The sequence below is a fragment of the Breoghania sp. L-A4 genome (assembly GCF_003432385.1).
Lineage (GTDB): Bacteria > Pseudomonadota > Alphaproteobacteria > Rhizobiales > Stappiaceae > Breoghania.
This window is the reverse complement of sequence record NZ_CP031841.1, coordinates 1,164,364-1,190,189: the sequence shown is the minus strand read 5'-3', so window position 1 is coordinate 1,190,189 and position 25,826 is coordinate 1,164,364. Positions and strand designations below refer to the sequence as shown.

Below are 25,826 nucleotides of genomic sequence, written 5' to 3'. Positions count from 1 at the left end.
ACATTACAACCATTTGATAAATAACGTTTAATTATCAACAGCCGCGTCTCGCGCCATGCCGGAGCGAGCGCGCCTCCGCCGCCGCCAACACCGGAATACGGTGTGGCGAGTCCGCCCAAGCCGCGTAAGTCCGTAAAGAGGGGCGGCCACCGACTGCCCTCGCGGCCGCCGGTTGATCGCTACATGCCCATCGCAGTCAGGGATTCGGCCGCCGCGCGGGACTGGGCCCGTTTATCGTCCGGCAGTGGAATCAGGCCCTTGCCGGCGAGATATCCGGTGTAGCTCCAGGCCGCTTCAGACGTGAATTCCGCAACATATTCCATGATCCCGGGAATCACGCCCACGTGCTGCTTCTTGATGTAGAAATAGAGCGGACGCGACACCGGGTACTTGGCATCGGCGATATTGGCGAAATTCGGCTCGACGCCGCCGATCGTGGCGCCCTTGATCATGCGGGAATTCTGATCGAGATAGGAAAAGCCGAATATCCCGAGGACGTGCGGATTGGATTCCAGCTTGTGCACGATCAGCGTGTCGTTCTCGCCGGCCTCGATGTAGACGCCGTCCTCACGCATCTCCATGCAGCCATCGCCGTCGATCGTCACCGCCTGCGCGTCGGCCGCCGCCTGGCAGCCGGCCTCCATCGCCAATTCCTCGAAGGCGTCGCGGGTTCCGGAGGTGGGCGGCGGACCGATGACCTCGATCTTCTCGCCCGGCAGGGCGGGATCGATGTCGGACCATTTGCGATAGGGATTTGCAACCAACTTGCCTTCAAGCGGCACCACCTTGGCCAGCGCCAGAAAGATCTGTTCCAGCGTCAAGTCGAACGCAGGCCCGTCGGCCGAGTTGGCCAACACGATGCCGTCAAACCCGATCGTGACCTCGACCGGTGTCACCCCATTGGCCATGCAGGCCTCGAGTTCCGACGTCTTCATGCGCCGCGACGCATTGGAAATATCCGGAGTGCCCTCGCCGACGCCGCTGCAAAACAGCTTGAGCCCGCCACCGGATCCGGTCGATTCCACGACGGGTATCTTGAAACGGGAATCCTGGCCGAATTGCTCGGCAACGGCCATGGAGAACGGAAACACCGTCGACGATCCGACGATCTGCAACTGGTCGCGCGCCTGGGCACCCCCCATGGACAACGTGCCGGCCACGATCAGCGCCACGGCGCTCGCGAAGGTCTTGCTCTGCATCTGCCCTCTTTCTGGGTGTGCGGACAAGCCCGTGTCGCCACATCGTCGCCGCCTTTGTCCGGACCGGGGCGCGGACTTGCGCGGCGCCCCGGCGGCGGAAGGATGCCCGCCGCCCGACATCCAGACTTCTATGGCGTATTCGTTGCGGTTTTACGACACCCGATCGGTTGATCAGGACACAATCGCGTCAGGAGACAGGCTGGGAGCCGGTATCCTCGACGGCCTTGATGTGAACCGTGAAGGCGGCCCCGCTGCCCGGAGTGCTGACAATCTCGAGCCGCGCGCGGTGGCGGTTGAGAATGTGCTTGACGATGGCGAGCCCAAGCCCGGTGCCCTTCATTTCCCGGCTCATCGCGTCATCGACCCGATAAAAGCGCTCCGTCAGGCGCGGAAGATGCTTTGAGGCGATCCCCGGACCCCAATCGCGCACGGTCAGCAGCCACTCGCCAGGCCCGTTGGGCGCGGGCGCATGACGGGCGGAAATCTCCACGCGTTCGCCGTCAGCGCCGTATTTGAGGGCGTTTTCCGTCAAGTTCCCGAGCACCTGCACGAGTTCGTCGCGTTCGCCCGCCGCCAGCATCGGCGTGCTCGGCAGATTGACCTCGAGACGCACGCCCAACTCACGCGCCAGCGGCGTCATGGCGTCGATCACGCTGCGCGCGACATCGTTGAGATCGACGCGCGCATCAGGCCGCAAATTCGCCTTCAGCTCGATTCGCGACAGCGACAGCAGATCGTCGATCAGCCGCGCCATGCGCTCGGCCTGCTCGAGCATGATCTTGAGAAAACGCTCGCGCGCCGCGGGATCATCGCGCGCGGGACCCTGGAGGGTCTCGATGAAGCCGGTGAGCGAGGCCAGCGGCGTGCGCAGTTCATGACTTGCATTGGCCACGAAATCCGCCCGCATGCGTTCCAGGCGATGCTGTTCGGTCAGATCCAGCACGGACACCAGCACGAAGTCCGGCTTGCCGCCGTCGCGCAGCGGGCTCGATGGCAACCGCATCGGCGCCATGTGCGCCTCGTACCAGGACTCGGTGGGCACCTTCTCGGTCCAGGCGATGCGCTCCGTCGCGCCGCCGCCGCTCACCCGGTCCAGGCCCTCCAGAAGAGACGGCGCGCGCAAGGCGAACGACAGCGGATCCCCCGGCGTGATCGTACCGAAGCGTTTCGCCGCGAGAGCGTTCATATAGCGTGTGACACCGCGACGATCGACGATGAAACAGGGATGCGGCAGAGCGTCGACGATCACCTTCATTCCGGTTTCCGGCCAAACGAAACCCTTGCTCGGCGCATTCGTCGAGAGCTTCATCGCGCGGCGGCGCTGGGGCGCGAACGCCGCGACGAGCACGATCACACCCAGAGCCATCAAGGCGTGGCGCGGCGGCACCTCATGCAGACTGACAGCCGCTGTCAGCAGCGCGGCGACACAGGCCAGCAGCCAGCGCTGATGCTCCAGCCGCCGCCATGTGGCGTGCCAGCCGCCCTGTTCGCGCCGCTCCCCGTTCGTCCTGTTCACGTCGTCGGTCATGAGGTCCAGCAGTCTTCAATCATTCGGCGGCCTGCAGGAATCACCGGCCGTCTCAAAGTCGGTCGATCATAATACCAACTGCCGCCAGGAATGACCCATTTCGTAGGGTCACACCGATTGGTACGGCAAGGCGCGCCAAAGCGGCAAACCGGCGGGTCGGGGGACACTGTTGGTATCACATGGATCGTGACAGGGACGCGACGCCGCGTGAGCGCAGCGTCGGGAGCGTGGCCTCACGAAGCAGCCGCGGCCGGCGGCGCACTGCCCGCACTGCTCAAATCGCGGGCAACCTGCAGGAAGGCCTCGATCACCCTGCGGCGCGACTGAATCTCGAGGCAAAAGACGTTCTCGACCATCGCAGTCGTGAGATCGTCGATCGGAATCCGTTTCACACCGTTGGCGCGCGAGCTGCCGCCTTCAAAGATGAACCCGATACCAATGCCGCAATTCACCCCTTCGAGCACCGCCTCGCGCGTCTCCAGGATCAAAGAGGGGACGATAGTGATGCCCTGCGCCTGCAGCGCCTCGTCGAGCAGCCGCTGGCCAACCGACGCTCCGGTCCGGAAAATCACCGAGTGGCCGATCAGATCTTTGAGCGCGATCGACCGACGGCCGGCCAGCGGATGATGCTCCGGCACCATCGCCATCAGACGGTGGGCGCGAAAGGGCACCGATACAAACCGCTCCGCCTGGGGACTTTCCATCAGGATCGCGACATCGGCCTTGCGCTTCTCAATGGCCTGGAGAACTTGGGATCCGTTGCCAAAATTGGCGATGATACGCACGCTGGGATAACGCTCATGAAACTCGCTGAGCAATTCCATGGTGATCCGCGGCGCGGCGCTGATCACACGAATCTCGCCCTTGTCGAGATCATGATAGGCCGCGAGGATCTCCTCTGCGTCACGCTCAACGTCGTCGACCATCTCGGTGGTCGCAAACAGCGCCAGAGCCAGATCGCTCAACGTCAGCGTCTTGGAACTGCGTTCGAACAGCCGCACCCCATAGGTGTCTTCGATCGCCTTGATCTGGGCGGTTACAGCCGGCTGCGACACGCCGAGTTGCTTCGCGGCATTGGTGAAGCTTCCCTCCCGCACGACGGCGTTAAAGGCGCGTATCTGGGCGTATGTGAGGGACATTGACGAATTCTGGTCCGTGTTCACGGTTATTTGATGGCGTGCCGTCGTTCTGTTGTTGCCATGAGCGTAAACAGTCATGTGTGGCATGTCACGTATTTCTGACAGTGCGGCTCATGATTAATCCGCCAGCCGTCGCGAGGCCGAGCGATTCCGTTGGCGGAACGCGCCAGCCACGGCCCATCGGACGAGCGTTACATTCGCGTTACATGTCAGAAGTCGGATGCGGGTCCTGCGTCGGTTTGCTCCTGCGCAAGCATGCCGCGGCGCCGCGTCAACACCCCGTAGCGCGGCGCGAACAACATCGCCATGGTCTGGAACGCTCCCGCGACAAGCGCGATCATGCCCGCTGCCGACACGCTTGCGTCATAGCCCAGCCACAGCGGCCCGAAGGCAGCCAGAACGTAGCCCAGCACACCGCTTGATGCGGCAACGGCGGCGCTGATCCACAATTGCCACGCCAGACTGTCGGTCAAGAGCCGGGCCGTGGCGGCCGGGCAGATGAACATGGCGATGACGAGGATCGAACCGACCGCATCGAAGGCCGCCACGGCGGCCACGGCCGTCATCACGACAAGCACGAACCCGATGCCGCGTGAGGAAAACCCCAGGCTGTCGGCAAGGGCGGGATCGAAGCTGGTGATCTTGAGTTCCTTGAAGAACCCCGTGACGAACGCGATGATCAGCAGCGTGACCACGGCGAGCCGCTGCACGGCTGGCGGCATATCGGCGAGTTTCGCGGGATCAAGCAGATCCGACCACCGCTCGCCACTCAACCAGATGGCGCTTTCCAGATTGCCGTAAAGCGCGTGCTCCACATCGATGTGAACGCTGCTGGTGTTGCTCTGCTCCAGCAGCACGACGCCGGCGGCGAACATGGTGGTGAAGACGACGCCCATGGCCGCGCCCGGTTCGACGTTGCCGATGCGGCGTATCAGTTCGATCAGCGCCACGGAGACAATGGCCGCGGCGGCGGCGCCGAGCATCATCGGCCAGGTTGCCGTGGTCCCGGAGAGCAGAAACCCCACCACAATGCCCGGCAGCACCACGTGGCTTATGGCGTCGCCCATAAGGCTCTGCCGGCGCAGCACCAGATAGTTGCCCAGAAGGCCGCAGGAGATCGCCGCCAGCATGCCCAGCAGGATCGACGGGAGATCGTATTGCAGGAAGATGTCCAGGGTCATGCCAACGCTCCTCCCCTCGGTCCGCGCGGGCCGGGCGCACCCGCCGCCGCGGGCGCCAGCTTGTGTTCCAGCTCGCTGACGAGATCGCGCGGCAGCACGTCGTCAATGGGCTTCAGCGACCAGTCCGCAAGCGCGTGCGCGTCTTCGGGATAGTCCTCCCGGTACCGGTTCCACAGCGCCTGATCGCGGCTCATGCGGCCGCCGGCGGACAAGCCTTCCGGCGTCGGGCTGCCGTCGCCGCGCAGAAAGCCGCGCCGGCCCAGAACGCGAATGGTCAGCGGATCGAACACCGGCTCGCCGCGCGCAAGCGCCAGCAGCCCCTGACGCTCGTGCACCACGCGCTGAAAGCGGCGATGACGCAGAATTGCGGCGACCAATCCGTAGACGGGAGAAACCAGCATTGAGACGAGGAACAGGAAAAACAGCACCAGGACGATGACGCCGCCTGTGGGCAGGTTCGGCGCGATTGATGAGATCGCGGCCCCCACATAGCTGCCCGCCGCGCCGATACCGGATGAGATCGCCACCATCGCGGGCAGCCGGTCGGTCCAGAAGCGCGCCGCGACAGGCGGAATGATCGCCAGCGCGATGATCAGCACCAGGCCCACGGTTTTCAGCCCGATGACGACGACGGCGAGCAGCAGACCCAGCATGAGCAGATCGATCCGGCGCACGGACCAGCCGCGCGCCTGCGCATAGTCGGCATCGAAACAGACCAGACTGAACTGCTTCATGAAGGCCAGCGCCGCCAGTGCCACGCAGGCCGCCGCGGCGGCGATCATCAGCGCCTCGCCCTTCAGCATGCCGGCCGTCGCCCCCAGCAGAAAGCCCTCCAGCCCCGCCTGGCCGGAGACGTCCATCTCCTGGATGACCGTCAGCAGCACCATGCCGAGCGCGAAGAAAGTCGACAGCACGGTGCCGATCGCCGTGTCCTCGCTCAGACGCGTGTTGTTGCGGATCCAATCGACCGCCAGAACCCCGAGACCGGCGCTCATTGCGGCGCCCATCAGCATCAGGGGCAAGTTCCGGCCGTCGCCGAACAGCGCGACACCGGCCATGAAGCCGATGGCCACGCCGGGCAGCGTCGCATGGCTCATGGCGTCCGCCAGCAGCGAACGCTTGCGCAACAGAACGAACACGCCAATGGCGCCGGCGGCGGCGCCCAGAAGCCCCGCGCCAACGCAGACGAGCGTCGTGTTGTAACCGGCGGACAGAAAAAGTGCTTGCAGGATGGCGGGCATGGCTGGACCGTCGCCGCTTAACGCAGCGACGCCTCCTCAAGCGCCAGAAGCTGGCTGCCCGCTAGGCGTCCGCCGTAGGCTTTCTGCAGGTTCTCGGCCGTAAAGACGTCGGCCACCGGGCCTGACGCGATGGCCTGCCCGTTGAGAATGAGCACCTCGTCGAAATAGAGCGGCACGGTTTCCAGATCGTGATGCACCACGAGAACCGTCTTTCCCGCGTCGATCAGAAGCCGCATCACGTCGACGATGGCGCGCTCGGTGGCCGCGTCGACGCCGGCGAAGGGCTCGTCCATCAGGTAGATCGAGGCGCCCTGCGCCAGCGCGCGCGAGAGAAAGACCCGCTGCTGCTGACCGCCGGAGAGCTGGCCGATCTGCCGGTCCGCGAAATCCGCCATGCCGACCTGATCGAGATAGCCACGCGCGCGGTCGCGATGCCGGCGGCCCGGCCAGCGGAACCAGCCGATCTCGCCATAAAGGCCCATGGTAACCACATCGAGTGCGGTCGCGGGAAAATCCCAGTCGACGGAGGAGCGCTGCGGCACATAGCCGATCAGCCGCCGCTGGCGGGAAACCGACTCGCCAAAGACGGCAACTTCACCGGCAAGACGCGGAATCAGTCCCAACGCCGCCTTGAGGAACGTCGACTTTCCCGCGCCGTTGGGGCCGACAATCGCGATCAGCTTGCCGTCGGTGGCCGTGAACGACACGTTCCACAGCACCGGCTTGCGGTGATAGGCAACCGTCAGGCCACTGACCGCAAGCGGACTCGCCGGGTCGAGTTGCGCGACACGCTGACCGTGGTCGGCAACGACATGCAGGGCTTCATTCATGAGCGGTATCCAGACACGGAAGTGTTGCGGGCGGCGGACATCGGCGCGCGGATCTCGACACGATCAACTGCCCGCGCCAAGCCGGCCCAACCGGCCCGCGAGCGGCGCGGTGCCGCCGAGCGAACGGACGATCAGCGTGGCGTTGTGGTCGAGCATGCCGAGGTAGGTGCCCTCGTAGGAGCCGGGCTGCCCCATGGCGTCGGAGAACAGCTGCCCGCCGACCACGACCGTGTGACCGCGCGCCTGGGCTCCTTCGACCAGGGCGCGCACATTGCGTTCGGAGACGGAGGACTCCACAAAGACCGCCTTCACATTGCGGGCGACAATCAGATCGACAATCGTTTCGATGCGCCGCAGGCCCGCCTCGCTCTGGGTGGAAATGCCCTGAATGCCGACAACCTTGAAGCCATAGGCGCGGCCGAAATAGCTGAAGGCGTCATGCGCCGTCACGACGATCCGTTCCTCCTCGGGAACGGTGGCGGAGATGGCGCGGATATAGTCCGACAGCTCAGCCATCTCGGCGCGGTAGGCTTTCGCGTTGGCTTCATAGTCGGCGCGGTTGGCGGGATCGATCTCGATCATCGCGTCGCGGGCCTCGGCCACAACCCTGCTCCACAGATCGACATCCATCCAGATGTGCGGGTCGAAGCGTTCGGAATACTCCAGATGCGCCAGCAGTTCCTTGCGCGGCAGCCGTTCACCCAGCGCGATCACCGGCTTGCGGGTCGCCAGCTTGAGCAGAAGGTCTTCCAGCTGCGCTTCCAGATACAGACCGTTGTAGAAGATCACGTCGGCGCGCCCGAGCTTCACCACATCCGACCGCGTCTGGCGATAGCCGTGCGGGTCGACACCGGAGCCGATCAGCGCCTCCACCGTTGCGTGCTCACCGGCGATCCGCTGGATGGCGTCGCCGATCATGCCGACGGTGGTGACGATGTTGAGCGGCTTTCCGGCCGCATGCGCCGACAATCCGGGGGCGGATGCGGATAGAAGAACGGCCAGCCCGAGGACGGGCAGTTTTCCGACGCCCGACAGCAGACGTGAAAACAAGTGAGCCAGCCGCGAAACCAACATTACGTATCTCCTGTTCAAACGAGCGGCCGAAGACGGCATTGCACCGTGCGCCGCAACCGGACACGCCAACGTTTAATGCGAATAATTCGCAATTGCAAGAAACATTCGCGGCTTGGAGCGATTGGATCGTCACAGAGACCCGCCGCCGCGGCTTCCGGAACCGCCCGGCGGCCGTTCGCGGTGCCCAAACGCAAACGGCCGCGCACGAGGCGCGGCCGTTCAATCGATTTGTTCCGCTTCGGCGGGATATCAGCCCTTGATGCGGCTGATCAGCGCCCAGACGGCGGGCACGCCGCAGGCGGCCAGGGCAATCTTGGCCAGATCGCCATAGATGAAGGGATACAGGCCCCACTCGAGAATCGGCTTGTCCCAACCGAACAGCATTCCGAGCCAGGCGATGCCCAGCGCGAAGAGAACGGCATCGGCAACCAGCATCGCCGCGCCAAGCTTGAGGACAGACGTCGGACCCACTCGCTCGGCGACATAGCCGACGATGAACGCCGCGACGACGTAGCCGGCGAGATAACCGCCCGTGCCGCCCAACATGTAAGCGAGGCCGATTCCCTTCTCCGGCGTTCCGACGAAGACCGGCAGGCCCAGCGCGCCCTCGGCGAGAAAGACGAGCATGGTCGCGACCGCAAGGCGTGAACCATAGGCGGCGGAAATCGCCATCACGGCGAAGGTGCCCAGGTTCATCGGCACGGGAAAGAACGGCACCTGGATTTTCGAGGCCACGGTCATCAGCACCGAGCCGACCAGCGCCAGCACCACGAAGCGCACAGCCTGCTGAGCCGATGTCTGCGAAGCCGATGTCCGGGGCCAGAGGGCGTCAGCCAGGGTGCGGCCGGGAAGCGTAAGAGCACTCATCAGTTTCTCCGTTATTCTGTCGCGAAAGCTGCGGCATGCAGCGTGGCGCACGGCGGATGGCGAAAACGTCGCAGTCGGTATACTTGCCACGCGATGAGCAAGCAACCACATCGTCGGCAACCGCGCGCACCGAAGGACACGGATTTGGCACAACCCCTCGTTCACGACCGGAGCTTCGAGCCGCACCATGGCGACGCCGTGCGCCTGACGCCGCTGGTGCGCCGGCTGACCGCGCCCAACGCCGGGCCCTTCACCTTCCACGGCACCAACAGCTATCTGGTTGGCGACAAGACGCTGGCGGTCATCGATCCGGGTCCCGACGACGCCACTCATGTGGAGGCGATTCTGCGCGCCGCGGGCACCGCCCCGATCAGCCACATCGTCGTCACCCACACCCATCGCGACCATTCTCCCGGCGCACGCCTCCTGCAGCGGCTCACCGGCGCGCCGATCGTGGGCGCCGGACCGCATCGCGCCGCGCGGCTGCTGTCGTCGGGAGAGGTCAATGTACTGGACGCGAGCGGCGACACCGAACACCAGCCCGATCAGGAACTCGGCCATGGCGCCACGCTCAGGGGCGACGGCTGGACACTGGAAGCCGTCGCCACGCCCGGCCACACCGCCAATCATCTCGCTTTTGCGCTTGGCGAGGAAAACCTGCTGTTTTCCGGCGACCACGTGATGGCCTGGTCAACATCCATCGTCGCCCCGCCCGACGGGTCGATGGCCGATTACATGGCATCGCTGGAGATGCTGATCGGGCGCGACGAGCGTCGCTACCTGCCCGGACACGGTGGACCCGTCGAGGATCCCCAGACCTATCTGCAGGCGCTCAAGGCGCATCGGCAGGGTCGCGAGAAATCGGTGCTCGACCGCCTGGCGGCCGGCGACGAGACGATCGCCGCCATGGTGGCCACGGTCTACCGCGACGTCCCGCAGGCGCTGCATCCGGCCGCCAGCCTGTCTCTCTTCGCCCACGTGGAGGACTTGGTCGCACGCGGACTGGTTGGCTGCGAGGGACCACCGGAACTTGCCAGCCGTTACCGGCTGGCGTGAACGCGGCCCCTACCCGCTGACGGCGTTCGGCTTTGCCGCCGGCATTGGAACGCCCGGCTCGTCCGGCGCCTCTGTATCGTCAGGCGCGGCGTCTTCCTCGGGCGGCTCCAGCGTTCCGTAGGCTTCGGTCAACACGGTATCGAGGCTTTCCAGAAACGATCGGATGCGCCGCGCGTTGGCGCCCAGATCATGCACGCCGTATCGCGACGCGGAGCGCAGATCGAGCCGGCTGCCAATGCGGTCGGGGCGGATTCGGATGGTCATGTCGTCGACGAAACCAACGAACAGCGTGCGCGCCTCGATCCACATCTGCGCCGAATCGTCGTTCATCGCGGGTTTCAAATCGCGCACGATGGTCCAGCCCCGATCCGCCAACACCTGACGCACGGCGGCGTCAAGCTCCGCCGTGCCGATGGGAAACCGCCGCGGCACGATGTCCGGATAGGCGGCACGCTGCAGTTCGAACCCGGCCTTGCGTCCGGCATCGTCCGCGGGCGCGTTCCCACCCGATGCATCGATCGGCCGCAGCAGACGCGGCGGATCCGCGACGTCGGTGGATACGTCATTGAGGCGCGGATACTGGACGACCGCGTAGGTCGCGAGCAGCGCCGGAGTCAGGGCAATGCCGCCGTAGATGATCCCGCGCAGCGCCTCGGACGTCCCCAGACCGCCGTTTTGCCAAATCATGCTCAGAGCGCCGACACCTGTCAGCACCGCGACCAGCGCCAAAACGAAACCGGCCGCAAGCACCGTGTAAAGCGTCGGCGTGTCAAGGAACTCCATGCGATGCAGCAAGCCGCCGATAAGCAGCACCGGCACGCTGACGACGCCGGTCCAGCGGCTCGTCTGCGCGGCGAAAGACCGCCGGATGGGCAGGCGCTTGTGCATGGCGATCCACACTGGTGTCAGCGGCTCGAAAGACCGGGCCGGGCGCAATGGTGGTCCGGCGACCTCTTCATCGCCTGCCATATCATGCGAAAGCCCCGCGTGAACAGCCGGGAATGGGATTTACGCCGGCGCGTCAAACGGGCAGCGTGTAGTCCGCAAACTGCTCGCGCAGGCGCGTCTTCTGGATCTTGCCGGTGGCGGTATGCGGAATTTCCTCGACGAAGATCACGTCGTCGGGCATCCACCAGTTCGCGATCTTGCCCTTCATGAAGGCCAGAAGGTCCTCGCGCGTCGGCTCGGAGCCTTCACGCGGCACGACCACCAGCAGCGGCCGCTCGTCCCACTTTGGATGCGCCACACCGATCACCGCGGCCTCCGCGACATCGGGATGGCCGACGGCCAGATTCTCCAGATCGATGGTGGAGATCCACTCGCCGCCGGACTTGATCACGTCCTTGGCGCGATCGGTGATCTGCATGTAGCCGTAGGCGTCGATGTGCGCGACGTCGCCGGTGTCGAAGAAACCGTCGTCGTCCAGCACCTCGCCACCCTCACCCTTGAAATACGATTTCGTCACCGCCGGGCCGCGCACCTTGAGCCGCCCGAAGGTCTTGCCGTCCCACGGCAGCTCCTTGCCGGCGTCATCGGTGATCTTCATTTCCACGAGAAATGGCGGATGGCCCTGTTTCTGCTGGATATCCAGCCGCGCATCGCCCTCCAGCGCATCGTATTCCGGCTTCAGTGAACAGACCGAGCCGAGCGGGCTCATTTCGGTCATGCCCCAGGCGTGCATGACCCTGACGTCGTAGACGTTCTCGAACTTCACCAGCATGGCGCGCGGACACGCCGAGCCGCCGATCACCACCCGGTCGAGATAGGGCAGCTTCTTGCCGCTCTGTTCCAGATACTGCAGCAGCATCAACCAGATGGTGGGAACGGCGGCGGTGCAGGAAACCTTTTCGCTGTCCAGCAGCTCCCAGATCGCCTCCCCGTCCATGCGCGCGCCGGGCATGATCAACGCGGCCCCCGACATGGGCGCGGAGAAGGCCAGCGACCAGCCGTTGGCATGGAACAGCGGCACGACCGGCATCACCCGGTCGCGCGAGGAAAGATTGAGCATGTCCGGCTGACCGGCGGCCATGGCGTGCAGCACGTTCGACCGGTGCGAATAGACCACGCCCTTGGGATCGCCCGTGGTGCCGGAGGTGTAGCAGATGCCGGCGGCGGTGTTCTCGTCAAAGGTCTTCCAGGCGAAGTCGCCATCCGCTTCCGCCAGCCACTCCTCGTAGGGCGCCACATCGGGAAGCGAGGTCTGCGGCATATGGGCGGCGTCGGTCAGCACGATGACCTGCTCGATGGTTTCCAACTGATCCCAGATCTTCTCGACGATCGGAATGAAGGTGAGATCGACGAACAGCAGACGATCGCCGGCGTGATTGATGATCCAGGCGATCTGGTCGGGAAAAAGCCGCGGGTTGACGGTATGGTAGATGGCGCCGATGCCCATCAGGCCATACCAGACTTCCATGTGCCGCGCGGTGTTCCATGCCAGGGTCGCGCAGCGGTCGCCGAGCCTGATGCCACGGTGCTCGAGCCGCTGGGCCAGCCGCAGCGCGCGCCGGCGCATCTCGGCATAGGTCGTGCGGTGAATCGGCCCCTCGACCGTACGCGACACGACTTCCCGCCCGGCGTGAAATGTGGCTGCGTGATCAAGTATCCGGCTGCAGACAAGCGGCCAATCCTGCATCAGACCGAGCATCGGCGGTATCCTCCCAGATCCGTTTCAAGGCCCTCGATGCGGCCGGCTCACCGACAGCCGCCAGTCGGCGGGGATCGCTCAAGGGCATTGTGTTTGTTGCCGGAATTAAAGTCGACGGCGTGCAGCGTGTAAAGCGAAGCTTCAGGGAATCCGCGGGCAGCGCACCGCCGGGCGTTCGCTTCACGCATGGTGGCCGGATTGGGGGATACATGGATGCGGGAGTGCATATAACTGTGATAAGAGCGCCTGCCAAATGCCCCGCCAAACACATATTTGCGGCCCCAATGCTCCGAAACCGCTACGATTCCGCCGTTCCTGGGCCGGTCCCGGAAAATTACAAGCTGTTGTCGAATGTGATTGGCCTGAGAATTTCGTTATGCAATCCTGAAAACGTCACATTTGATTATAATTACTTGAATGTGCAAAGGCAAAGCCGGGCACCCATGCTTGGAACCGATCCAAGGTATCTGGGCTTCGGGAGATGGTTTTGCAGGCCGCGTCAGCGGTCAAACGTGTGTCCGGCAGCGTGGGAAGAAGCAGCGTTGGCACACGACATGAGGCGCGTTTGATACCGCCGCGCGGTGGGAGACCCGCAGGCGGGCAATCGGGCCTCGATAATGCCCATGAGTGGGCACACCCGACATGACCGGACAGGAAGCCGGCATGTCACGCAATGAGTTGAGACAATGCAGAAATCAAGTGACGGCAGCCAATCCAAGGCCGAGGAAAAGCCGGATCTCGATAAGCTCTACAAGCCGGTCGGCATTCAGGCGGTAACCGCCGCCGCGTATTGCCAGAAGACCCGTGATGCGCAGAAGCGCAAAGTGAAGAGCGGCAGCTAGGCGAGGTCCGGTCGGATCGGATCGATGCGACCGACGAGCCCGTGCTGGATGCTTTGATTCTCGAGTGATGTCCCCTCGATGGGCGGCTTTGCATTGATGCAAGGCATCCCAAGGCGACAGATGTGGCCCGGCTTGCGGCGTCGCATCATGCGGATTTGCCGCGTGAGAATCGCTCTGGATCTACCCTGAACAACGCATGGTGTGGGCGGCGTGACCGTATGGTTCCGCCGGCGGGTGGTGCTTGGCTTGTGCCCGGGGTCGTGCCGTGAGTCCGCTTCGGCGCCCGTGCGCGGGCTTACAGGATATCCGAAAGCAACCGGCCTGCCAGCGTCCACATGATGGCGCAGATCGCCCCGTCGAGCACGCGCCAGGCAAGCGGACGCGCGAAAACCGGCGCGAGCAGCCGCGCGCCGTAGCCCAGCGCGAAGAACCAGGCAAACGATGCGGCGACAGCGCCGCCACCGAAGGCCAGTCGCCCGGCGTCGCCGTAGCGCGCCGACAGGCCGCCGATCAGCACGACCGTATCCAGATACACATGCGGATTGGCCCAGGTCAGCGTCAGGCAGGTCAGCGCCGCAGGCGCCCAGCCCGTCGGCCCGCCGCCAGCACCGGACAGCACGCCGGGATGCACCGCGCGGCGCAACGCCAGCGCGCCATAGACAAGCAGAAACGCCGCTCCCGCGAGCGTCACCAGCGGCAGCAGCGACGGCGCGCCGCGCACCAGCGAACCCAGGCCCGCGACGCCGGCTGCGATCAGCAGCGCGTCCGATGCGGCGCAGATCAGCACCAGCAGCAGCACATGCTGGCGCAGCAGTCCCTGGCGCAGCAGGAAGGCGTTTTGCGCGCCGATCGCGATGATCAGGCTGGCGCCCAGGAAAAAGCCGGCGATCGCCGGTTGGAAGATCGGGAGATTCATGCGGGATCAGCGTCCAGTGTACGGCAATGCGGTCTCGCGCCGGCAAGGCGCCTACGGATAGAGCCGCTCGGTGCGCCAGGCGTCGCCGGCGTGATCGCGCGTGAAGCGGATGCGGTCGTGCAGCCGGAACGGACGGTCCTGCCAGAACTCGATCGCCAGCGGCACCAGGCGGAAGCCCGACCAATGCGCCGGGCGCGGAATGTCGCCGATGCCGAATTTGGCGGTGTATTTGGCGACTTGCTTTTCCAGCGCGAAGCGGCTTTCCAGCGGCCGCGACTGTTTGGAGGCCCAGGCGCCGATGCGGCTGCCGCGCGGGCGCGAGGCGTAATAGGCATCGGCCTCGGCGTCCGACACCGGCGTCACCAGCCCGCGCACCCGGACGGAGCGGCGCAGCGACTTCCAGTGGAAGCACAATGCAGCCTTGCCGGCACTGAGGATCTCCTCGCCCTTCTGGCTCTCGAAATTCGTGTAGAAGACAAAACCTTCCTCGTCCGCCTGCTTGAGCAGAACCATGCGCACATTGGGCATGCCGCCCGCATCGACCGTGGCCAGCGCCATCGCCGTGGGGTCGTTCACTTCCGCGCCTTCCGCTTCCGCAAGCCACTCGGCAAACACAAGGAACGGCTCGCTGGCGACCGTGAAATCATCCTTTGTTAAGGCTTTTGGCGGATTATCGGGGGTATCGGACATCAGGGCTTTTTTTCCGGTTTTCGAGCGTATTGGCGTAAACAGGTTGGCAGAGAATGAACCGATCCTCTCCGACGTCTTATAACCACTGGCGCGGATTGCGCCAGTATCGGTGCGCCCTCTCCGGGCTCGCGATCGCCGCCCTTGCCGCCGGCGCACTGGCCGGTTGCGCCGGAATCGCGATTCCTCTTGGAGGGGCCGCGGGCACGAGCGACGTCAACGCCCCCATCGATCTCACCGGCAACATCGGCAACACCGCCGATCTGGACGTCACCTTGAGTGACCGCCGGCGGATTGTCGAGGCGCTGCCGGAGAACCCCGCAGACGCGGAGACCATGGTGCCGCTGGCCTGGGCCAATCCCGAGACCGGCAACCGGGGCACGATCACCGAGCTTTTCGAGGCGGACCCGGCGGGAAACCGTGGTTGCGCGCGCTTCACCACCTCCGCCAACACCATCGAGGGGCTGCGCAACTACACCGGCATGGCCTGCCCGGACAGTTTCAACAAGTGGCACGTTACGGTGCTCGAGCCGGCCGGCTCGTAATCCCGGCCCCGGATTTCCGCGCGATTCCAGGCGCCTTGCCGCGCGCATGCGTCGCCGCATTGCCGCCGAAAGGCCGGGCCGCACCGGCATATGACCGCACCCACTGGCATTTTTTCCCCAATGGCCCCATATCTGGTGCAAATTTGCGCCCGGTACGCGGCGCGTCATCCAGACAACGGTTCCGACAATGCGAAATCCTTATGAGGTTCTCGGCGTCTCGCCCACGGCGTCCGAGGCGGAAATCAAGCGAGCCTTTCGCACCCTGGCTAAGAAGTACCACCCGGACCAGAACGCCGGGAACGATCAGGCGCAGCAGAAATTCTCCGAAGCCAATCAGGCCTATGAGATCCTTGGCGACAAGGAGAAACGCGCGCAGTTCGACCGCGGCGCGATCGATGCCGAGGGCAAGGAAAAGTTCCAGGGATTTGAAGGCTTTGGGGGCTTCGGTGGCGGCGGGGCGCAGAGCACGCGCAGCCACCGCTTCTCGACCGCCGGGGGGCCCGGCGGCGGCGGGTTCGAGGACATCCTCAGCGACATTCTGGGCGGCTTCGCCGGCGGTGGCGCCCGGGCGCATCCCGGCGGACAGCGCACAAGCGCTCAGCCGCGGCCGCGCGGGGAAGACATCACCCTGCTGGCCCGCGTCACGCTCGACGACATGGTCCACCGCGGCAAGGCGCGGGTAACGCTGCCCAGCGGCAAGACGGTGGATGTAAAAATCCCCGCGGGCACCCAGCCCGGCGAACAAATTCGCCTGAAAGGCCAAGGGCATGCGAGCCCGGTGGGCGGCCAGCCCGGTGACGCGATGGTGGAGATCGCGCTCGCCCGCCACCCGCTGTTCACCCCCGATGGCACCAACCTGCGGCTCAATCTGCCGGTGACGCTGTATGAGGCGGTGCTCGGGGCAAGGTGCGCGTGCCGACGCTGGAAGGCCCGGTTGAATTGAACATTCCCGCCAATTCCAGCGGGGGCAAGACCCTGCGCCTGAAGGGCAAGGGCATGCCGGACAAGGACGGCGGCCGCGGCGACCTGATGGTCAGCCTGCGCATCGCCCTGCCGGAGAAGCCGGACGCCGATCTCGACGCCCTGATGCGGGTCTGGAAGGAAACCAAACCCTATAATCCGCGCGGATCGGACTACGAATAAGCCTTTGATCGCCTGACGGTACGGACAGGACACCTTGGGTAACCGGGCCCGCGCAACGTGGGCGCCGGCAAGGGCGCGCGGGGCTCCCGCGCGCCTTTTTGCATTCCGGGGACCGATTTCCGGATGGATTCCGCGCCGAATTGCCCTAAGGTGATCCACGCAACTGCGACGACTATTTTCAGTCTATTTGCCGCGTTTTCGAGTCCGATTTGACTGTTTTTCGACTGTTTTTTGAATCAATTTGCGGAGATGCCCGATGCGCCACCCCGCCCGTCTTCACATCCGTCTCGCCGTCCACCCGACACGCCGCCACAACACCGGCCACCCCTCCGGCGGAATCGCAGCGGGACGCCTTGTCCCCGGCCTTGTGACACTGCTCGCGTTGCTGGCCTTCGCCGCGCCGCTGTCGCCCGCCCGGGCACAAGTGGGCAGCCGCGCGGTGATCGAGCCGCCCTCGGCCGAGCTGAGGACGCTGGCGCCGCCCGAGCGCCTCGATACGGACGCGCCGCTGGCCAAGCGGCAGCCGCAGGCCATCGCCCCGCAAGCCCTCTCCCCGCTTGCGCCGATGAGCAACGAAGGCCGCGGGCCAGGAACGGAAGTCTTCTACGATCTCGCCATCACATACACCCAAGGCACGCTCTACAACCCCGCCACCGGCCACAATGACGCGGTGAATCTGCGCTCCTATGTCGGCGATGTGACCAGCCAGACCGTGCCTTTCGTCGGACCGCGGGTCGACATCTGGCCCGGCGAGACCTTTCGCCTGACGCTGCGCAACCAGCTGCCCGCCGACGACCCTTCCTGCGCCTTGAGCATGGGCGATCCGAACATCCCGCACTGCTTCAACACCACCAACATGCACACGCACGGACTGTGGGTGAGCCCGACCGGCAACAGCGACAACGTGCTGCTGTCGGTCAAGCCGGGCGTCGACTTCCAGTACGAATACAACATCCCGTCCGACCATCCCGCCGGCACCTTCTGGTACCACTCGCACCTGCACGGCTCCACCGCGCTGCAGGTCTCCTCCGGCATGGCCGGCGCGCTGGTGATCCACGGCGACCGGTTGCCCCAGGCGCTTCCCGGCGGCGGCGTCGAGACCGGCGACATCGACACGCTGCTGCGCAGCCCGCAAGGCACGCCGTTTCGCGACCGGCTGGTGCTGTTCCAGCAGATCGCCTACGCCTGCCGCAACGCCGACGGCGCCATCAAGACCAATCCCGACGGCACCTGGAAATGCGATCCCGGCGATGTCGGCACCATCGAGGGCTATGACCAGTTCGGCCCGCCGGCCTGGAACGCATCCGGGCGCTACACCTCGATCAACGGCGTCGTCGAGCCGACGTTCAAGGGCGCCGTCGCCGGCCAGGTGGAACGCTGGCGGCTGGTGCACGCAGGCGTGCGCGACACCATCAACGTGCGGTTCCGCAAGCTGGAACCCTCCGCAACAGTGCTCGCCTACAACGCGGTGTCCTCCGACGCGCGGCAGGATTTCGTCGACGCGAACTGCAAGGGCGCGCCCTTGCCGGAAATGGTCATGGCGTCCGACGGGCTGACGCGTGGAAAAATTCTCGAGCAGCAGGACACGGTGCTGCAGCCGGGCTACCGGCAGGACCTTTTGATGGTGTTTCCCGAGCCCGGCACCTACTGCATCATCGACGGCGAGCTGGAGGCGGAGGAGACCGTCAACAGCCAGGAACACGGCCGCGAGCTGCTCGGCTACGTCGAGGTGGCCGCCTCGGGCGCGCCGTCCGGAGAGCCGGCGAACGTCGTGGTGCAACGCGCGCTGGTGACGGCCGCGCAAACCTTCATGCCGCCGGACGTGCGTGCATCCGTGGTGGCGGATCTCGAGGACGGGCTGAAGCTCTCCGCCTTCATCGATCAGCCGGACATTGCGGAGAACGAGGTGACCGGCCAGCAGACGCTCGGCTTCCGCATCTTCGTCGCGGGCCTTGAGGCCGATTCACCCGTGCAGTTCGAGATCGGCGAGCTGGGCCAGGATTTCTCCGGCAACACGGTGCTGTGGAACGCCGCGCCCTACGCGCCCGACCGCATCGACCGCACGTTGATGCTCGACGGCGTGGACGAATGGACGCTGACGTCGTTCACCGGCGGCCACCCGTTCCACATCCACGTCAATCCGTTCCAGATCGTCTCGATCACGGACGCCTCGGGCGCGGACGTGAGCGTCGCGGGCTCGAACAGCCAATACGCCGGGCTCAAGGGGGTCTGGAAGGACACGCTGTTCATCGAGCAGGGCGTGACGTTTACGACCCGCACCCGCTACCGCCGCTACATCGGCGAATTCGTCCTTCATTGCCACATCCTCGATCACGAGGACCAGGGCATGATGCAGAACATCAGCATCGCGATTCCCGACGGCTCCGGCGGGGTTGCGGCCATGGGGCACCAGTGAGGGGGGGAAGTGGGCGTATTCCGCTTTAAAGCGTGAAGCATAATTCTCAGTGTATTTTATGATATCAATTCGGCAATGATGATTTAGCTCAACAAAAATCGGAACTAAAATTTCCTAACTCAGAGCAACTTCAGTCTATATTGAATTTTTCATATCATAGCCGAGCATCTAAATTTCGCAATGGATTGAAGAAATGACATCGCTGCAAATCCTACAAATTCTCGACAAACGGTGCGCAACGAAACGTCCAATGAAAAATCCATTCCCGGGAGAAAAGCGTGCTTGAAGAACTTGCTTTGCAGTATTCAGAAATTCCGGACGATCAGGTACGCGCACTTAGCTATGGCTTCGTGATTCTTGGCGGGATCATCGGTGGCGTTACCGATCGATCAGTCACCGAGATAATGCGCGCCACTTACTTCGCTTTGTCAGGCCTGATTTTCCTCTGCGTGTCCGCTGTGACTTTCATCGGAATGGACTTAATCGTGCAGTCGATTATCGGCGGCTTCTTCTGGATCATCATCGGCCTTGAAATGCTCGCCTCAATGTTTGGCGGGTTCTTTCTGGCGCGTATCTCCGCCGCGCGCTCACGTGACGCCTATGGGCATGGCCGGATGGGCGCGCTAGGCTTTATTCCGATAGCGAACTTATGGGCTACTACTGAGCGCCTCGAAGAGCGAGGTATCGGTCAACCGCGTGCCGACGATCCCCCTACTGACAGGCGGCCTTGGCGTCGCTTCAGGTTTCGTCTTGCTTACCGCGGGCATGAGCCTTTCGAATTATGCGCAGGTCGAAGGGATACGCCGCGTTGAGGCGGCAGCAGCGGCGGGCGCCTTCAACCAGGCGTTGCTCGACCGCACCCTCACGACAATGGCTGCACAAGTAACAACACCGCGGGTAGTAGACAAGACGACGACCTTGCTGCGGATTGAGGCACAAGACGCGGAACTGAAATATATCTACGAGATGGATCCGCCTATGGATTTCTTGTCCGCGGGCATGCGCGTGAAGGTACAACAGCATAACTGCACCCTTGATGGTCTAATTGACATCATCGACGCAGGTGCGGTGATCACGCACCTCTATCTGCGCAAGGACGGCAGCGAAATCGGAGACATTCCGGTTACGCGGCAGGTTTGCGAGAGATAAACTGCTAGCTTTTGCGCTTGCCCCACTGGGCAGCAATCTTGGCCAAGACGCCATAGACCCGCTTCACCTGGGCCTTCGAACGACAGCACTCGATGACCGCCAGAGCCATTTCCTCTCGACGCAAAGGTGCCAGACGGGCATTCTTGTGAATGTTCATTCGGGTCCTGCGCGAAGCGCTGAAGCTTGGTAACTCAGGGCTCCTCGGCCCGGCCCGAAGGGACAACCTCCTGAGAGGCCACAAATAGCCCCCTCCACTCCCCCGCGATCACAAAAAAGCCGGACAGAGCAGCAAGTTTTTTTGTTGTCAACATCCAAATCTAACCTTACGGTACCTATCCAAATTTATTTCACATAACTCGGAATTATGGGTATGAGCCCATTGATGACAGATCACATCGCCGGTCGAAAATGTGCTCTCTACAATGAACTGAGCCATATGACACCGTATTACCTCCATCACGCATCGCCAGAAGAGATAAATGCCAAAAGCGAAGCGATATTCCACCTGAATAATATTAAATTGCTTTGCTTGTATTTCGATAAGATTTTCATACCAATTGAAAACATTCTAAGCTTTGCTAACAGGCGTAACATGCTAGTCGTTCAGCAAGTTGTCACGAGCGACCAGTTTAAACAGTTACTCGAATTAGGCATCGTCAATCTCTGCGGGTGGGGTGCTAACGATTCGGGAACGATGCTTGAAAAAGGCTTTAGCTATGCAACCAAAGAATACGCCCACCTAAAAGAAGACAAATATCTCAAAAGAGTGGAGAGCATTGCCCGGATAAATCCGCTTGTTACAAGAGACTCGTCTCGCTTCGATATCGGTCATGATCGTTTTTTGTTAGAGACATTATCCCTGCTTGACAATCCCATCTACCGATCGAATTTAGAAAATGGAGCTGGTTTTGTACGGCAATTCTACAATTCCTATAGTTATATTGGATCGCTCGAGTTCTATAAATGGATGGACAGCAATAACCTCGCCGAGGACTTATCCTCCGCCTTCTACAAATCGTACTACCGAGCCTGGCAGGATTATTGCTATCAAAACTACGCTCCCGTCATAACGGTGAATTCTGAGCGGATCAGGTATTCATACGGCGAAATAAACATTGGGAGCGAGGACAATCCCGTCTTCGTGAAGGCAATGCTCTATTCGCCCGCCATTTTCATGAGATTTCTGGACTGGCAGTTGGGTCGCGATGTGTCGAGAAAGCTGATACGTCTTAGTCCAACAAACATCCAAACAATAAGAAATGGGGATGGTGCATGGCACCGCTTCAAGGACAAATATCACAGTTGCGTTGAGGCCTCATCGGACATTTTTGATTTGGAGAAGGAGGTGTGGCACCTGCGCCATGAACTCGATGAGGAAAGTACAAAACTAATTCTAAACTCCCTGTTTGAAAACCGAATTCACAAACTTGGAAGGTCAGGAATAGTTGACATAATTAGCCTCTTAAGCCTCCCCCTATCTTGGCTCGCGCATGTTTTTAATCCCGCAGCAATTCTTGCTTTCGTGTTAAGCCATCTTTTTAAAAAGACAGCATCAGCTCCTTTTTCCAAAGAAGCTGTTCCCTTCTACAAAAAGGCAAATTACCTGGCCCGGTCTGCCGCCGCTATGCCGGCAGTATGACCAAGTGTTCGTTTTCCACAAATGATGACGCCTGAGCTTCGTAAAAAAACGCATCCTCGTCGATGAACTGAGAGCTTATGTAGCGAATAACTTCGTCAGAACAGTGGCCATGAGCCATCTCGACCGAATTTGCGTGTGTTTCCCTCATGAACTGAATTTGTTGCCTGGAAAATGGATGCGTATTGATGTATGACCAAATAGAGCTACAGGATTTCGCACCGGAGATCTCATTTGAAATACCGTGCAATGCGCCACCAACAAATTTGTTTATTTTCCCAGTCGGACGAACAATAAGCTCTTTCCTTACAGCCTCGATCAACTCGCCATGCAGTCTTTTATCAATCGGATTGTAGACTGATGTAGTCATGTCGAAATCCTTAATAATTAACAAGGAACCCGCCGAAAGGTTCTGATACAAATGTTCTATTGTTGACTTTAGATTTTCCTGATAAGAAAGGCAATTAAATAGTATGATTTTATTGAAGTATTTAAAATTTTTAGCGAACTGAAATATGTCGCTATTCACAATTTCCCAGTTGTCAAAGAAGCCCCTTTGGAGATTTTCCCTTGCGATCGACGTTAATTCGGGATCGTGATCCAGGCCAACGACTTTCCCGGCAGTTCCAACCATTCTCAGGAAGTATTCCATATAGAAACCAATGCCACACCCAAGATCCAGTACGCGGTCTCCAGGGAATATCGGCAACGATGCAACATAGCGCAATACTTGAGGGGACTTGGATAGATAGTGATTAATCAACCAGTCTGATGATGCAAAGGCTTGCCCAGTGGAAGCTGACGCTGAAGCTTTTTGCATACCCATAATTCCGAGTTATCAATGTTTCTTCCTCCTCATACCCCCACCCGTGCCACCACGTCCGCGCGTTCGAGGGCTTGGCGGAGGCTGATGTCGGTCACGTGGGTGTAGATTTCCGTTGTCGAGATGGTCGAGTGGCCCAGGAGCCGCTGCACGTAGCGGATGTCGATGCCCTCCTCGAGCAGGATCGTCGCCGCGGTGTGGCGGAAGCGGTGCGGGGTCAGGCGCTGGGAGAAGGCGAGCCCCTCGCCAAGCTTGCGCAGCCGGATGCGCAAGGCCTGCGGCGTCAGCGGCCGGCCGCGCGCGTTGCGCAGCAGCAGATCGTCGGGCACCACCAGGCGCATGCGGCGGCCGACATAGGCGCGCAGCGCCGCCGACAGCCCCGCATTGGCCAGAAACACCGTGCGGTCGCGCGAGCCCTTGCCCGACACATTGATGATCGTGCAGTCGGGATCGAGATCCTTCAACCGGATCGCCGTCAACTCGCCGACCCGGATGCCGGTGGCCAGCATCAGGCACACGGCGAGATAGGTGGTCGCGCGCCAGTCGCATGGGTCTTGCCCGGCGCCGCCGGCCTCCGCCATGGCCCGATCGGGCCCAGCTCCCACGGCGCCGGCGACCTCACGCACCTGCTGGCGCGACAGGGCGCGCGGCAGGCGCTTGGGGATGCGCACCACGATTGCGGTGTCGTCAAACGGCGACCGCGGCAGCGCCCGGCCTTCCTTCGCCCACTTGAAGAATGCCTTCAGGCAGGCGATCCGCCGCCGCACGGTCGCCGGGCTCAATTCCCTCTCCTCGCGCAGCCAGCGCACATAGGCGCCCATCAGTTCGCCGGAAAAATCGCGCTCCGTCTGCAGCCCGACAAAGACACGAAACTCCGTGAGATCCTGCGCATAGGCATCCAGCGTGTTGGACGACAGCGATTTTATGTCCCGGCAATAATCCACGAACCGCGCGCACTGCGCCGCGAGATCGAACGCCCCCATGATGTCCCCTCAGTATATTTGACATATCAGGGATAGCGGCCCGCGCTTAATCAATTGCTGTCAGACGGGTGCCTGCAATGCGCCTCGGCCATTTGCGCTGGCCGCGCGTACGGCGCCTTCGGCAAGTCTAGCGCTGGGTCCCGGATCTGCGCGGCAGCACTGCGTGCTGCAGCGCGTCCGGGATGACATCGGGAGAACACCTCAGCACCACGGCTGGCGGCGGCCGGTCCAGGGGCGGGCGAGGCCTTCGGCCACCAGCGTGTCGCCGAGCGAGCGGCCGTCGCGCATCAGCACGCGGAGCTTGCGGCCGTAGCGGTCCTCGTCGCGGCCCGGCCACGCCCGCATCCGGAACGGGCCGGCGTTGACCAGCTCGATCATGCGGCTGGTGGCGCGGTCGCCGAGCGCCTTTTCCGCCGCGCAGCGCGGGCGGCCGACCTCCGGCGTGTCGATGTCGGCGACGCGGATTTTCACGCCGCCGCTCCACAGCGTGTCGCCGTCCACCACGCAGTTGACGCGGATGGGTCCGGAGCAATGGCCGTAGGCCACGACAGGCGCAACGGAGACCGCGCCGAGCCCGGCAGCCACCGGGCCCTCCCCCATCACATGGTAGGCGGCCACGCCGATACCGATCACGATGACAACGGCGGATTTGATCCGGGCGCGCAAGCCCTTGCCCGGTTTGCCGCGCCGGGGCTTGAAGGTGATGATCCTGGACATGCGCTCTCCCTGTTGCGCGCAGGATGGAGGGAGAGCGTTTCGGTTCGCCTAACGCATGCGGGATCGTTCCGGATCCGCGGCGCACCACCGGGGTACCGCGCCCGGGACGCCACAGCGCGGTTGACTCGCTGGCTCTGTACCGATAGGTACAATACTAGACCAATCGGTACAGTTGAGGTTTTTCATGACAGCGCGCCCGCCCCTGCCGCCGTTCGACGATGCCAGTGCCGCGCAGAAGGCGCGCGCGGCGGAGGATGCGTGGAACACCCGCGATCCCGAACGCGTGTCGCTCGCCTACACACTCGACAGCACCTGGCGCAACCGCGACAGGTTTCTCACCGGCCGGGCGGAGATCGTCGCGTTTCTCACCGAGAAGTGGCGCAAGGAGCAGGACTACCGGCTGATCAAGGAGGTCTGGGCGCATGCCGGCAACCGCATCGCCGTGCGCTTCGCCTACGAGTGGCACGACGATGACGGCCGCTGGTTCCGCTCCTACGGCAACGAGAACTGGGAGTTTTCCGGGGACGGATTGATGCGCCAGCGCCACGCCAGCATCAACGATCTGGCGATCGCCGAGCACGAACGGAAATTCCGCTGGCCGCAGGGCCCCGCCCGGACGACCATCCCGGCCTGAGCGCGCTGGGGCTGTAACCCCATGCCCCGCCTGATCACCGAACGCGCCGATGTGATCCCAGGCTCGCGGAGGTGTTTCGCGAGCACGGCTATGAGGGCGCGTCGCTGACGCGCCTGGGGTCGGCCAGCGGGCTCGGCAAGGGCAGCCTGTATCACTTCTTTCCCGGCGGGAAGGACGAGATGGCCGAAGCGGTTCTGGCCGAGATCGACGGCTGGTTCGAGGCCAACGTCTTCGCGCTGCTGGAGACTGGCGGCGCGGACGGCATCAGCGCCATGTTCGACGCGGTGGAGACCTATTTTCACTCCGGCCGCCGGGTGTGCCTCGTCGGCGCGTTCGCGCTTTGCGACACGCGCGACCGCTTCAGAGGCGCCATCGCCGGCTATTTCGCCCGCTGGACAGACGCGCTGGAGGGCGCCCTCGCCCGCACCGGCAACGCGGATGCGACAGGCCTCGCCGAGGAGATCGTCGGCGGCATCCAGGGCGCGCTGGTGCTGGCCCGCGCGGCCGACGATCCGGCGATCTTTTCCCGCACGCTGGAGCGGCTGCGCGTGCGGGCTCAAGACATGTAAAGCG

At 63.0% G+C, this 25,826-nt stretch carries 24 protein-coding genes and 3 pseudogenes; 11 read left to right on the top strand and 16 right to left on the bottom strand.

The genetic code is table 11. The features are described from left to right. Nucleotides 1-179 precede the first annotated feature (179 nt). From D1F64_RS05555 to D1F64_RS05520, 8 genes are all read right to left on the bottom strand, one after another. Nucleotides 180-1,199 carry a substrate-binding domain-containing protein gene (locus tag D1F64_RS05555; protein WP_117411611.1) on the bottom strand — a complete coding sequence of 340 codons (1,020 nt, stop codon included), beginning with the start codon at nucleotides 1,197-1,199 and terminating at the stop codon, nucleotides 180-182. Nucleotides 1,200-1,386: 187 nt separating this feature from the next. Beyond that, nucleotides 1,387-2,727, bottom strand: coding sequence for an ATP-binding protein (locus tag D1F64_RS05550; RefSeq protein WP_117411610.1), 1,341 nt, complete (start codon nucleotides 2,725-2,727; stop codon nucleotides 1,387-1,389). Between the two features lie 233 nt (nucleotides 2,728-2,960). Next, a complete protein-coding gene (locus D1F64_RS05545) occupies nucleotides 2,961-3,866 on the bottom strand; it encodes a LysR substrate-binding domain-containing protein (protein WP_162901321.1) in 906 nt (301 codons plus the stop codon). Between the two features lie 209 nt (nucleotides 3,867-4,075). Then, a complete protein-coding gene (locus D1F64_RS05540) occupies nucleotides 4,076-5,047 on the bottom strand; it encodes a metal ABC transporter permease (protein WP_117411608.1) in 972 nt (323 codons plus the stop codon). Continuing rightward, nucleotides 5,044-6,288 carry a metal ABC transporter permease gene (locus tag D1F64_RS05535; protein WP_117411607.1) on the bottom strand — a complete coding sequence of 415 codons (1,245 nt, stop codon included), beginning with the start codon at nucleotides 6,286-6,288 and terminating at the stop codon, nucleotides 5,044-5,046. The genes D1F64_RS05540 and D1F64_RS05535 overlap by 4 nt, the downstream gene beginning before the upstream one ends. 17 nt (nucleotides 6,289-6,305) lie before the next feature. Beyond that, a complete protein-coding gene (locus tag D1F64_RS05530; protein ID WP_117411606.1) occupies nucleotides 6,306-7,118 on the bottom strand; it encodes a metal ABC transporter ATP-binding protein in 813 nt (270 codons plus the stop codon). Between the two features lie 63 nt (nucleotides 7,119-7,181). Further along, on the bottom strand, nucleotides 7,182-8,168 hold the full coding sequence (locus D1F64_RS05525; protein ID WP_248304633.1) for a zinc ABC transporter substrate-binding protein: 987 nt from the start codon (nucleotides 8,166-8,168) through the stop codon (nucleotides 7,182-7,184). A gap of 273 nt (nucleotides 8,169-8,441) precedes the next feature. Continuing rightward, entirely contained in the window at nucleotides 8,442-9,059 is a 618-nt protein-coding gene (locus tag D1F64_RS05520) for a biotin transporter BioY (protein WP_117411604.1), read from the bottom strand. Between the two features lie 144 nt (nucleotides 9,060-9,203). On the opposite strand from D1F64_RS05520, the gene D1F64_RS05515 reads away from it, so the two are divergent. Then, nucleotides 9,204-10,115, top strand: a complete 912-nt coding sequence (locus D1F64_RS05515; RefSeq protein WP_248304632.1) for an MBL fold metallo-hydrolase — start codon at nucleotides 9,204-9,206, stop codon at nucleotides 10,113-10,115. A 9-nt stretch (nucleotides 10,116-10,124) separates the two neighbouring features. On the opposite strand, the gene D1F64_RS05510 is transcribed toward D1F64_RS05515, so the two are convergent. Further along, nucleotides 10,125-11,084 (bottom strand): DUF1499 domain-containing protein, encoded by a 960-nt coding sequence (locus tag D1F64_RS05510; RefSeq protein ID WP_117411602.1) that lies wholly within the window; start codon nucleotides 11,082-11,084, stop codon nucleotides 10,125-10,127. Nucleotides 11,085-11,136: 52 nt separating this feature from the next. Beyond that, a complete protein-coding gene (locus D1F64_RS05505; protein ID WP_117411601.1) occupies nucleotides 11,137-12,762 on the bottom strand; it encodes a long-chain-fatty-acid--CoA ligase in 1,626 nt (541 codons plus the stop codon). A 686-nt stretch (nucleotides 12,763-13,448) separates the two neighbouring features. Between D1F64_RS05505 and D1F64_RS23110 the strand changes: the two genes are divergently transcribed. Continuing rightward, entirely contained in the window at nucleotides 13,449-13,604 is a 156-nt protein-coding gene (locus D1F64_RS23110; RefSeq protein ID WP_162901320.1) for a hypothetical protein, read from the top strand. 295 nt (nucleotides 13,605-13,899) lie between these two features. On the opposite strand, the gene D1F64_RS05500 is transcribed toward D1F64_RS23110, so the two are convergent. Both D1F64_RS05500 and pdxH read right to left on the bottom strand, forming a co-directional pair. Further along, complete coding sequence (locus D1F64_RS05500) at nucleotides 13,900-14,508, bottom strand: LysE/ArgO family amino acid transporter (RefSeq protein ID WP_205470763.1); 609 nt, start codon at nucleotides 14,506-14,508, stop codon at nucleotides 13,900-13,902. Nucleotides 14,509-14,571: 63 nt separating this feature from the next. Beyond that, the gene (gene pdxH / locus D1F64_RS05495) at nucleotides 14,572-15,210 is read right to left on the bottom strand and encodes a pyridoxamine 5'-phosphate oxidase (protein WP_117411599.1); all 639 of its coding nucleotides are present in this window, start codon (nucleotides 15,208-15,210) and stop codon (nucleotides 14,572-14,574) included. A gap of 53 nt (nucleotides 15,211-15,263) precedes the next feature. Between pdxH and D1F64_RS05490 the strand changes: the two genes are divergently transcribed. The 6 genes from D1F64_RS05490 to D1F64_RS05475 all read left to right on the top strand — a co-directional run bounded on the left by D1F64_RS05490 (nucleotide 15,264) and on the right by D1F64_RS05475 (nucleotide 20,460). Further along, nucleotides 15,264-15,752 (top strand): RT0821/Lpp0805 family surface protein, encoded by a 489-nt coding sequence (locus tag D1F64_RS05490; RefSeq protein WP_117411598.1) that lies wholly within the window; start codon nucleotides 15,264-15,266, stop codon nucleotides 15,750-15,752. Nucleotides 15,753-15,939: 187 nt separating this feature from the next. After that, nucleotides 15,940-16,695: a DnaJ domain-containing protein gene (locus D1F64_RS05485; protein WP_346432302.1), complete on the top strand. Its 756-nt coding sequence runs from the start codon at nucleotides 15,940-15,942 to the stop codon at nucleotides 16,693-16,695. After that, nucleotides 16,692-16,895: a DnaJ C-terminal domain-containing protein gene (locus D1F64_RS25330; protein ID WP_346432301.1), complete on the top strand. Its 204-nt coding sequence runs from the start codon at nucleotides 16,692-16,694 to the stop codon at nucleotides 16,893-16,895. Before D1F64_RS05485 ends, D1F64_RS25330 begins: the two co-directional genes overlap by 4 nt. Nucleotides 16,896-17,151: 256 nt before the next feature. Continuing rightward, nucleotides 17,152-19,311, top strand: coding sequence for a multicopper oxidase family protein (locus tag D1F64_RS05480; protein WP_117411597.1), 2,160 nt, complete (start codon nucleotides 17,152-17,154; stop codon nucleotides 19,309-19,311). A gap of 278 nt (nucleotides 19,312-19,589) precedes the next feature. Then, complete coding sequence (locus D1F64_RS23105; RefSeq protein WP_162901319.1) at nucleotides 19,590-20,123, top strand: hypothetical protein; 534 nt, start codon at nucleotides 19,590-19,592, stop codon at nucleotides 20,121-20,123. Then, nucleotides 20,077-20,460 (top strand): hypothetical protein, encoded by a 384-nt coding sequence (locus D1F64_RS05475; protein ID WP_117411596.1) that lies wholly within the window; start codon nucleotides 20,077-20,079, stop codon nucleotides 20,458-20,460. Before D1F64_RS23105 ends, D1F64_RS05475 begins: the two co-directional genes overlap by 47 nt. A 13-nt stretch (nucleotides 20,461-20,473) precedes the next feature. Here the strand turns inward: D1F64_RS05475 and D1F64_RS05470 are convergent. Beyond that, a pseudogene (locus tag D1F64_RS05470) lies at nucleotides 20,474-20,617 on the bottom strand (IS481 family transposase); the annotation flags it as partial. Between the two features lie 225 nt (nucleotides 20,618-20,842). Here D1F64_RS05470 and D1F64_RS23100 point away from each other — a divergent pair. Then, nucleotides 20,843-22,099 carry a hypothetical protein gene (locus D1F64_RS23100; RefSeq protein WP_162901318.1) on the top strand — a complete coding sequence of 419 codons (1,257 nt, stop codon included), beginning with the start codon at nucleotides 20,843-20,845 and terminating at the stop codon, nucleotides 22,097-22,099. On the opposite strand, the gene D1F64_RS05465 is transcribed toward D1F64_RS23100, so the two are convergent. The 3 genes from D1F64_RS05465 to D1F64_RS05455 all read right to left on the bottom strand — a co-directional run bounded on the left by D1F64_RS05465 (nucleotide 22,083) and on the right by D1F64_RS05455 (nucleotide 24,619). Continuing rightward, nucleotides 22,083-22,916: a methyltransferase domain-containing protein gene (locus D1F64_RS05465; RefSeq protein WP_162901317.1), complete on the bottom strand. Its 834-nt coding sequence runs from the start codon at nucleotides 22,914-22,916 to the stop codon at nucleotides 22,083-22,085. The two genes, D1F64_RS23100 and D1F64_RS05465, sit on opposite strands and share 17 nt — an antisense overlap. 35 nt (nucleotides 22,917-22,951) lie before the next feature. Next, the gene (locus D1F64_RS05460) at nucleotides 22,952-23,902 is read right to left on the bottom strand and encodes a tyrosine-type recombinase/integrase (RefSeq protein ID WP_117411594.1); all 951 of its coding nucleotides are present in this window, start codon (nucleotides 23,900-23,902) and stop codon (nucleotides 22,952-22,954) included. A gap of 201 nt (nucleotides 23,903-24,103) precedes the next feature. After that, on the bottom strand, nucleotides 24,104-24,619 hold the full coding sequence (locus D1F64_RS05455) for a thermonuclease family protein (RefSeq protein WP_248304631.1): 516 nt from the start codon (nucleotides 24,617-24,619) through the stop codon (nucleotides 24,104-24,106). 184 nt (nucleotides 24,620-24,803) lie between these two features. Here D1F64_RS05455 and D1F64_RS05450 point away from each other — a divergent pair. Both D1F64_RS05450 and D1F64_RS05445 read left to right on the top strand, forming a co-directional pair. Beyond that, nucleotides 24,804-25,270 (top strand): annotated as a pseudogene (locus tag D1F64_RS05450) (nuclear transport factor 2 family protein). 4 nt (nucleotides 25,271-25,274) lie between these two features. Next, nucleotides 25,275-25,822 (top strand): annotated as a pseudogene (locus D1F64_RS05445) (TetR/AcrR family transcriptional regulator). Nucleotides 25,823-25,826: the final 4 nt, after the last annotated feature.

Excerpts from the sequence above, each read along its gene's own strand:
- D1F64_RS05475 (WP_117411596.1), top strand. The coding sequence starts at position 20,077 with ATGAGCCTTTCGAATTATGCGCAGGTCGAAGGGATACGCCGCGTTGAG.
- D1F64_RS05460 (WP_117411594.1), bottom strand. The coding sequence starts at position 23,902 with ATGGGGGCGTTCGATCTCGCGGCGCAGTGCGCGCGGTTCGTGGATTAT.
- D1F64_RS05480 (WP_117411597.1), top strand. The coding sequence starts at position 17,152 with ATGCGCCACCCCGCCCGTCTTCACATCCGTCTCGCCGTCCACCCGACA.
- D1F64_RS05520 (WP_117411604.1), bottom strand. The coding sequence starts at position 9,059 with ATGAGTGCTCTTACGCTTCCCGGCCGCACCCTGGCTGACGCCCTCTGG.
- D1F64_RS23110 (WP_162901320.1), top strand. The coding sequence starts at position 13,449 with ATGCAGAAATCAAGTGACGGCAGCCAATCCAAGGCCGAGGAAAAGCCG.
- D1F64_RS05465 (WP_162901317.1), bottom strand. The coding sequence starts at position 22,916 with ATGCAAAAAGCTTCAGCGTCAGCTTCCACTGGGCAAGCCTTTGCATCA.
- D1F64_RS05540 (WP_117411608.1), bottom strand. The coding sequence starts at position 5,047 with ATGACCCTGGACATCTTCCTGCAATACGATCTCCCGTCGATCCTGCTG.
- D1F64_RS05535 (WP_117411607.1), bottom strand. The coding sequence starts at position 6,288 with ATGCCCGCCATCCTGCAAGCACTTTTTCTGTCCGCCGGTTACAACACG.
- D1F64_RS05545 (WP_162901321.1), bottom strand. The coding sequence starts at position 3,866 with ATGTCCCTCACATACGCCCAGATACGCGCCTTTAACGCCGTCGTGCGG.
- D1F64_RS05530 (WP_117411606.1), bottom strand. The coding sequence starts at position 7,118 with ATGAATGAAGCCCTGCATGTCGTTGCCGACCACGGTCAGCGTGTCGCG.
- pdxH (WP_117411599.1), bottom strand. The coding sequence starts at position 15,210 with ATGTCCGATACCCCCGATAATCCGCCAAAAGCCTTAACAAAGGATGAT.
- D1F64_RS05505 (WP_117411601.1), bottom strand. The coding sequence starts at position 12,762 with ATGCTCGGTCTGATGCAGGATTGGCCGCTTGTCTGCAGCCGGATACTT.
- D1F64_RS05485 (WP_346432302.1), top strand. The coding sequence starts at position 15,940 with ATGCGAAATCCTTATGAGGTTCTCGGCGTCTCGCCCACGGCGTCCGAG.
- D1F64_RS23100 (WP_162901318.1), top strand. The coding sequence starts at position 20,843 with ATGACAGATCACATCGCCGGTCGAAAATGTGCTCTCTACAATGAACTG.
- D1F64_RS05455 (WP_248304631.1), bottom strand. The coding sequence starts at position 24,619 with ATGTCCAGGATCATCACCTTCAAGCCCCGGCGCGGCAAACCGGGCAAG.
- D1F64_RS05555 (WP_117411611.1), bottom strand. The coding sequence starts at position 1,199 with ATGCAGAGCAAGACCTTCGCGAGCGCCGTGGCGCTGATCGTGGCCGGC.
- D1F64_RS05490 (WP_117411598.1), top strand. The coding sequence starts at position 15,264 with ATGAACCGATCCTCTCCGACGTCTTATAACCACTGGCGCGGATTGCGC.
- D1F64_RS05510 (WP_117411602.1), bottom strand. The coding sequence starts at position 11,084 with ATGGCAGGCGATGAAGAGGTCGCCGGACCACCATTGCGCCCGGCCCGG.
- D1F64_RS05550 (WP_117411610.1), bottom strand. The coding sequence starts at position 2,727 with ATGACCGACGACGTGAACAGGACGAACGGGGAGCGGCGCGAACAGGGC.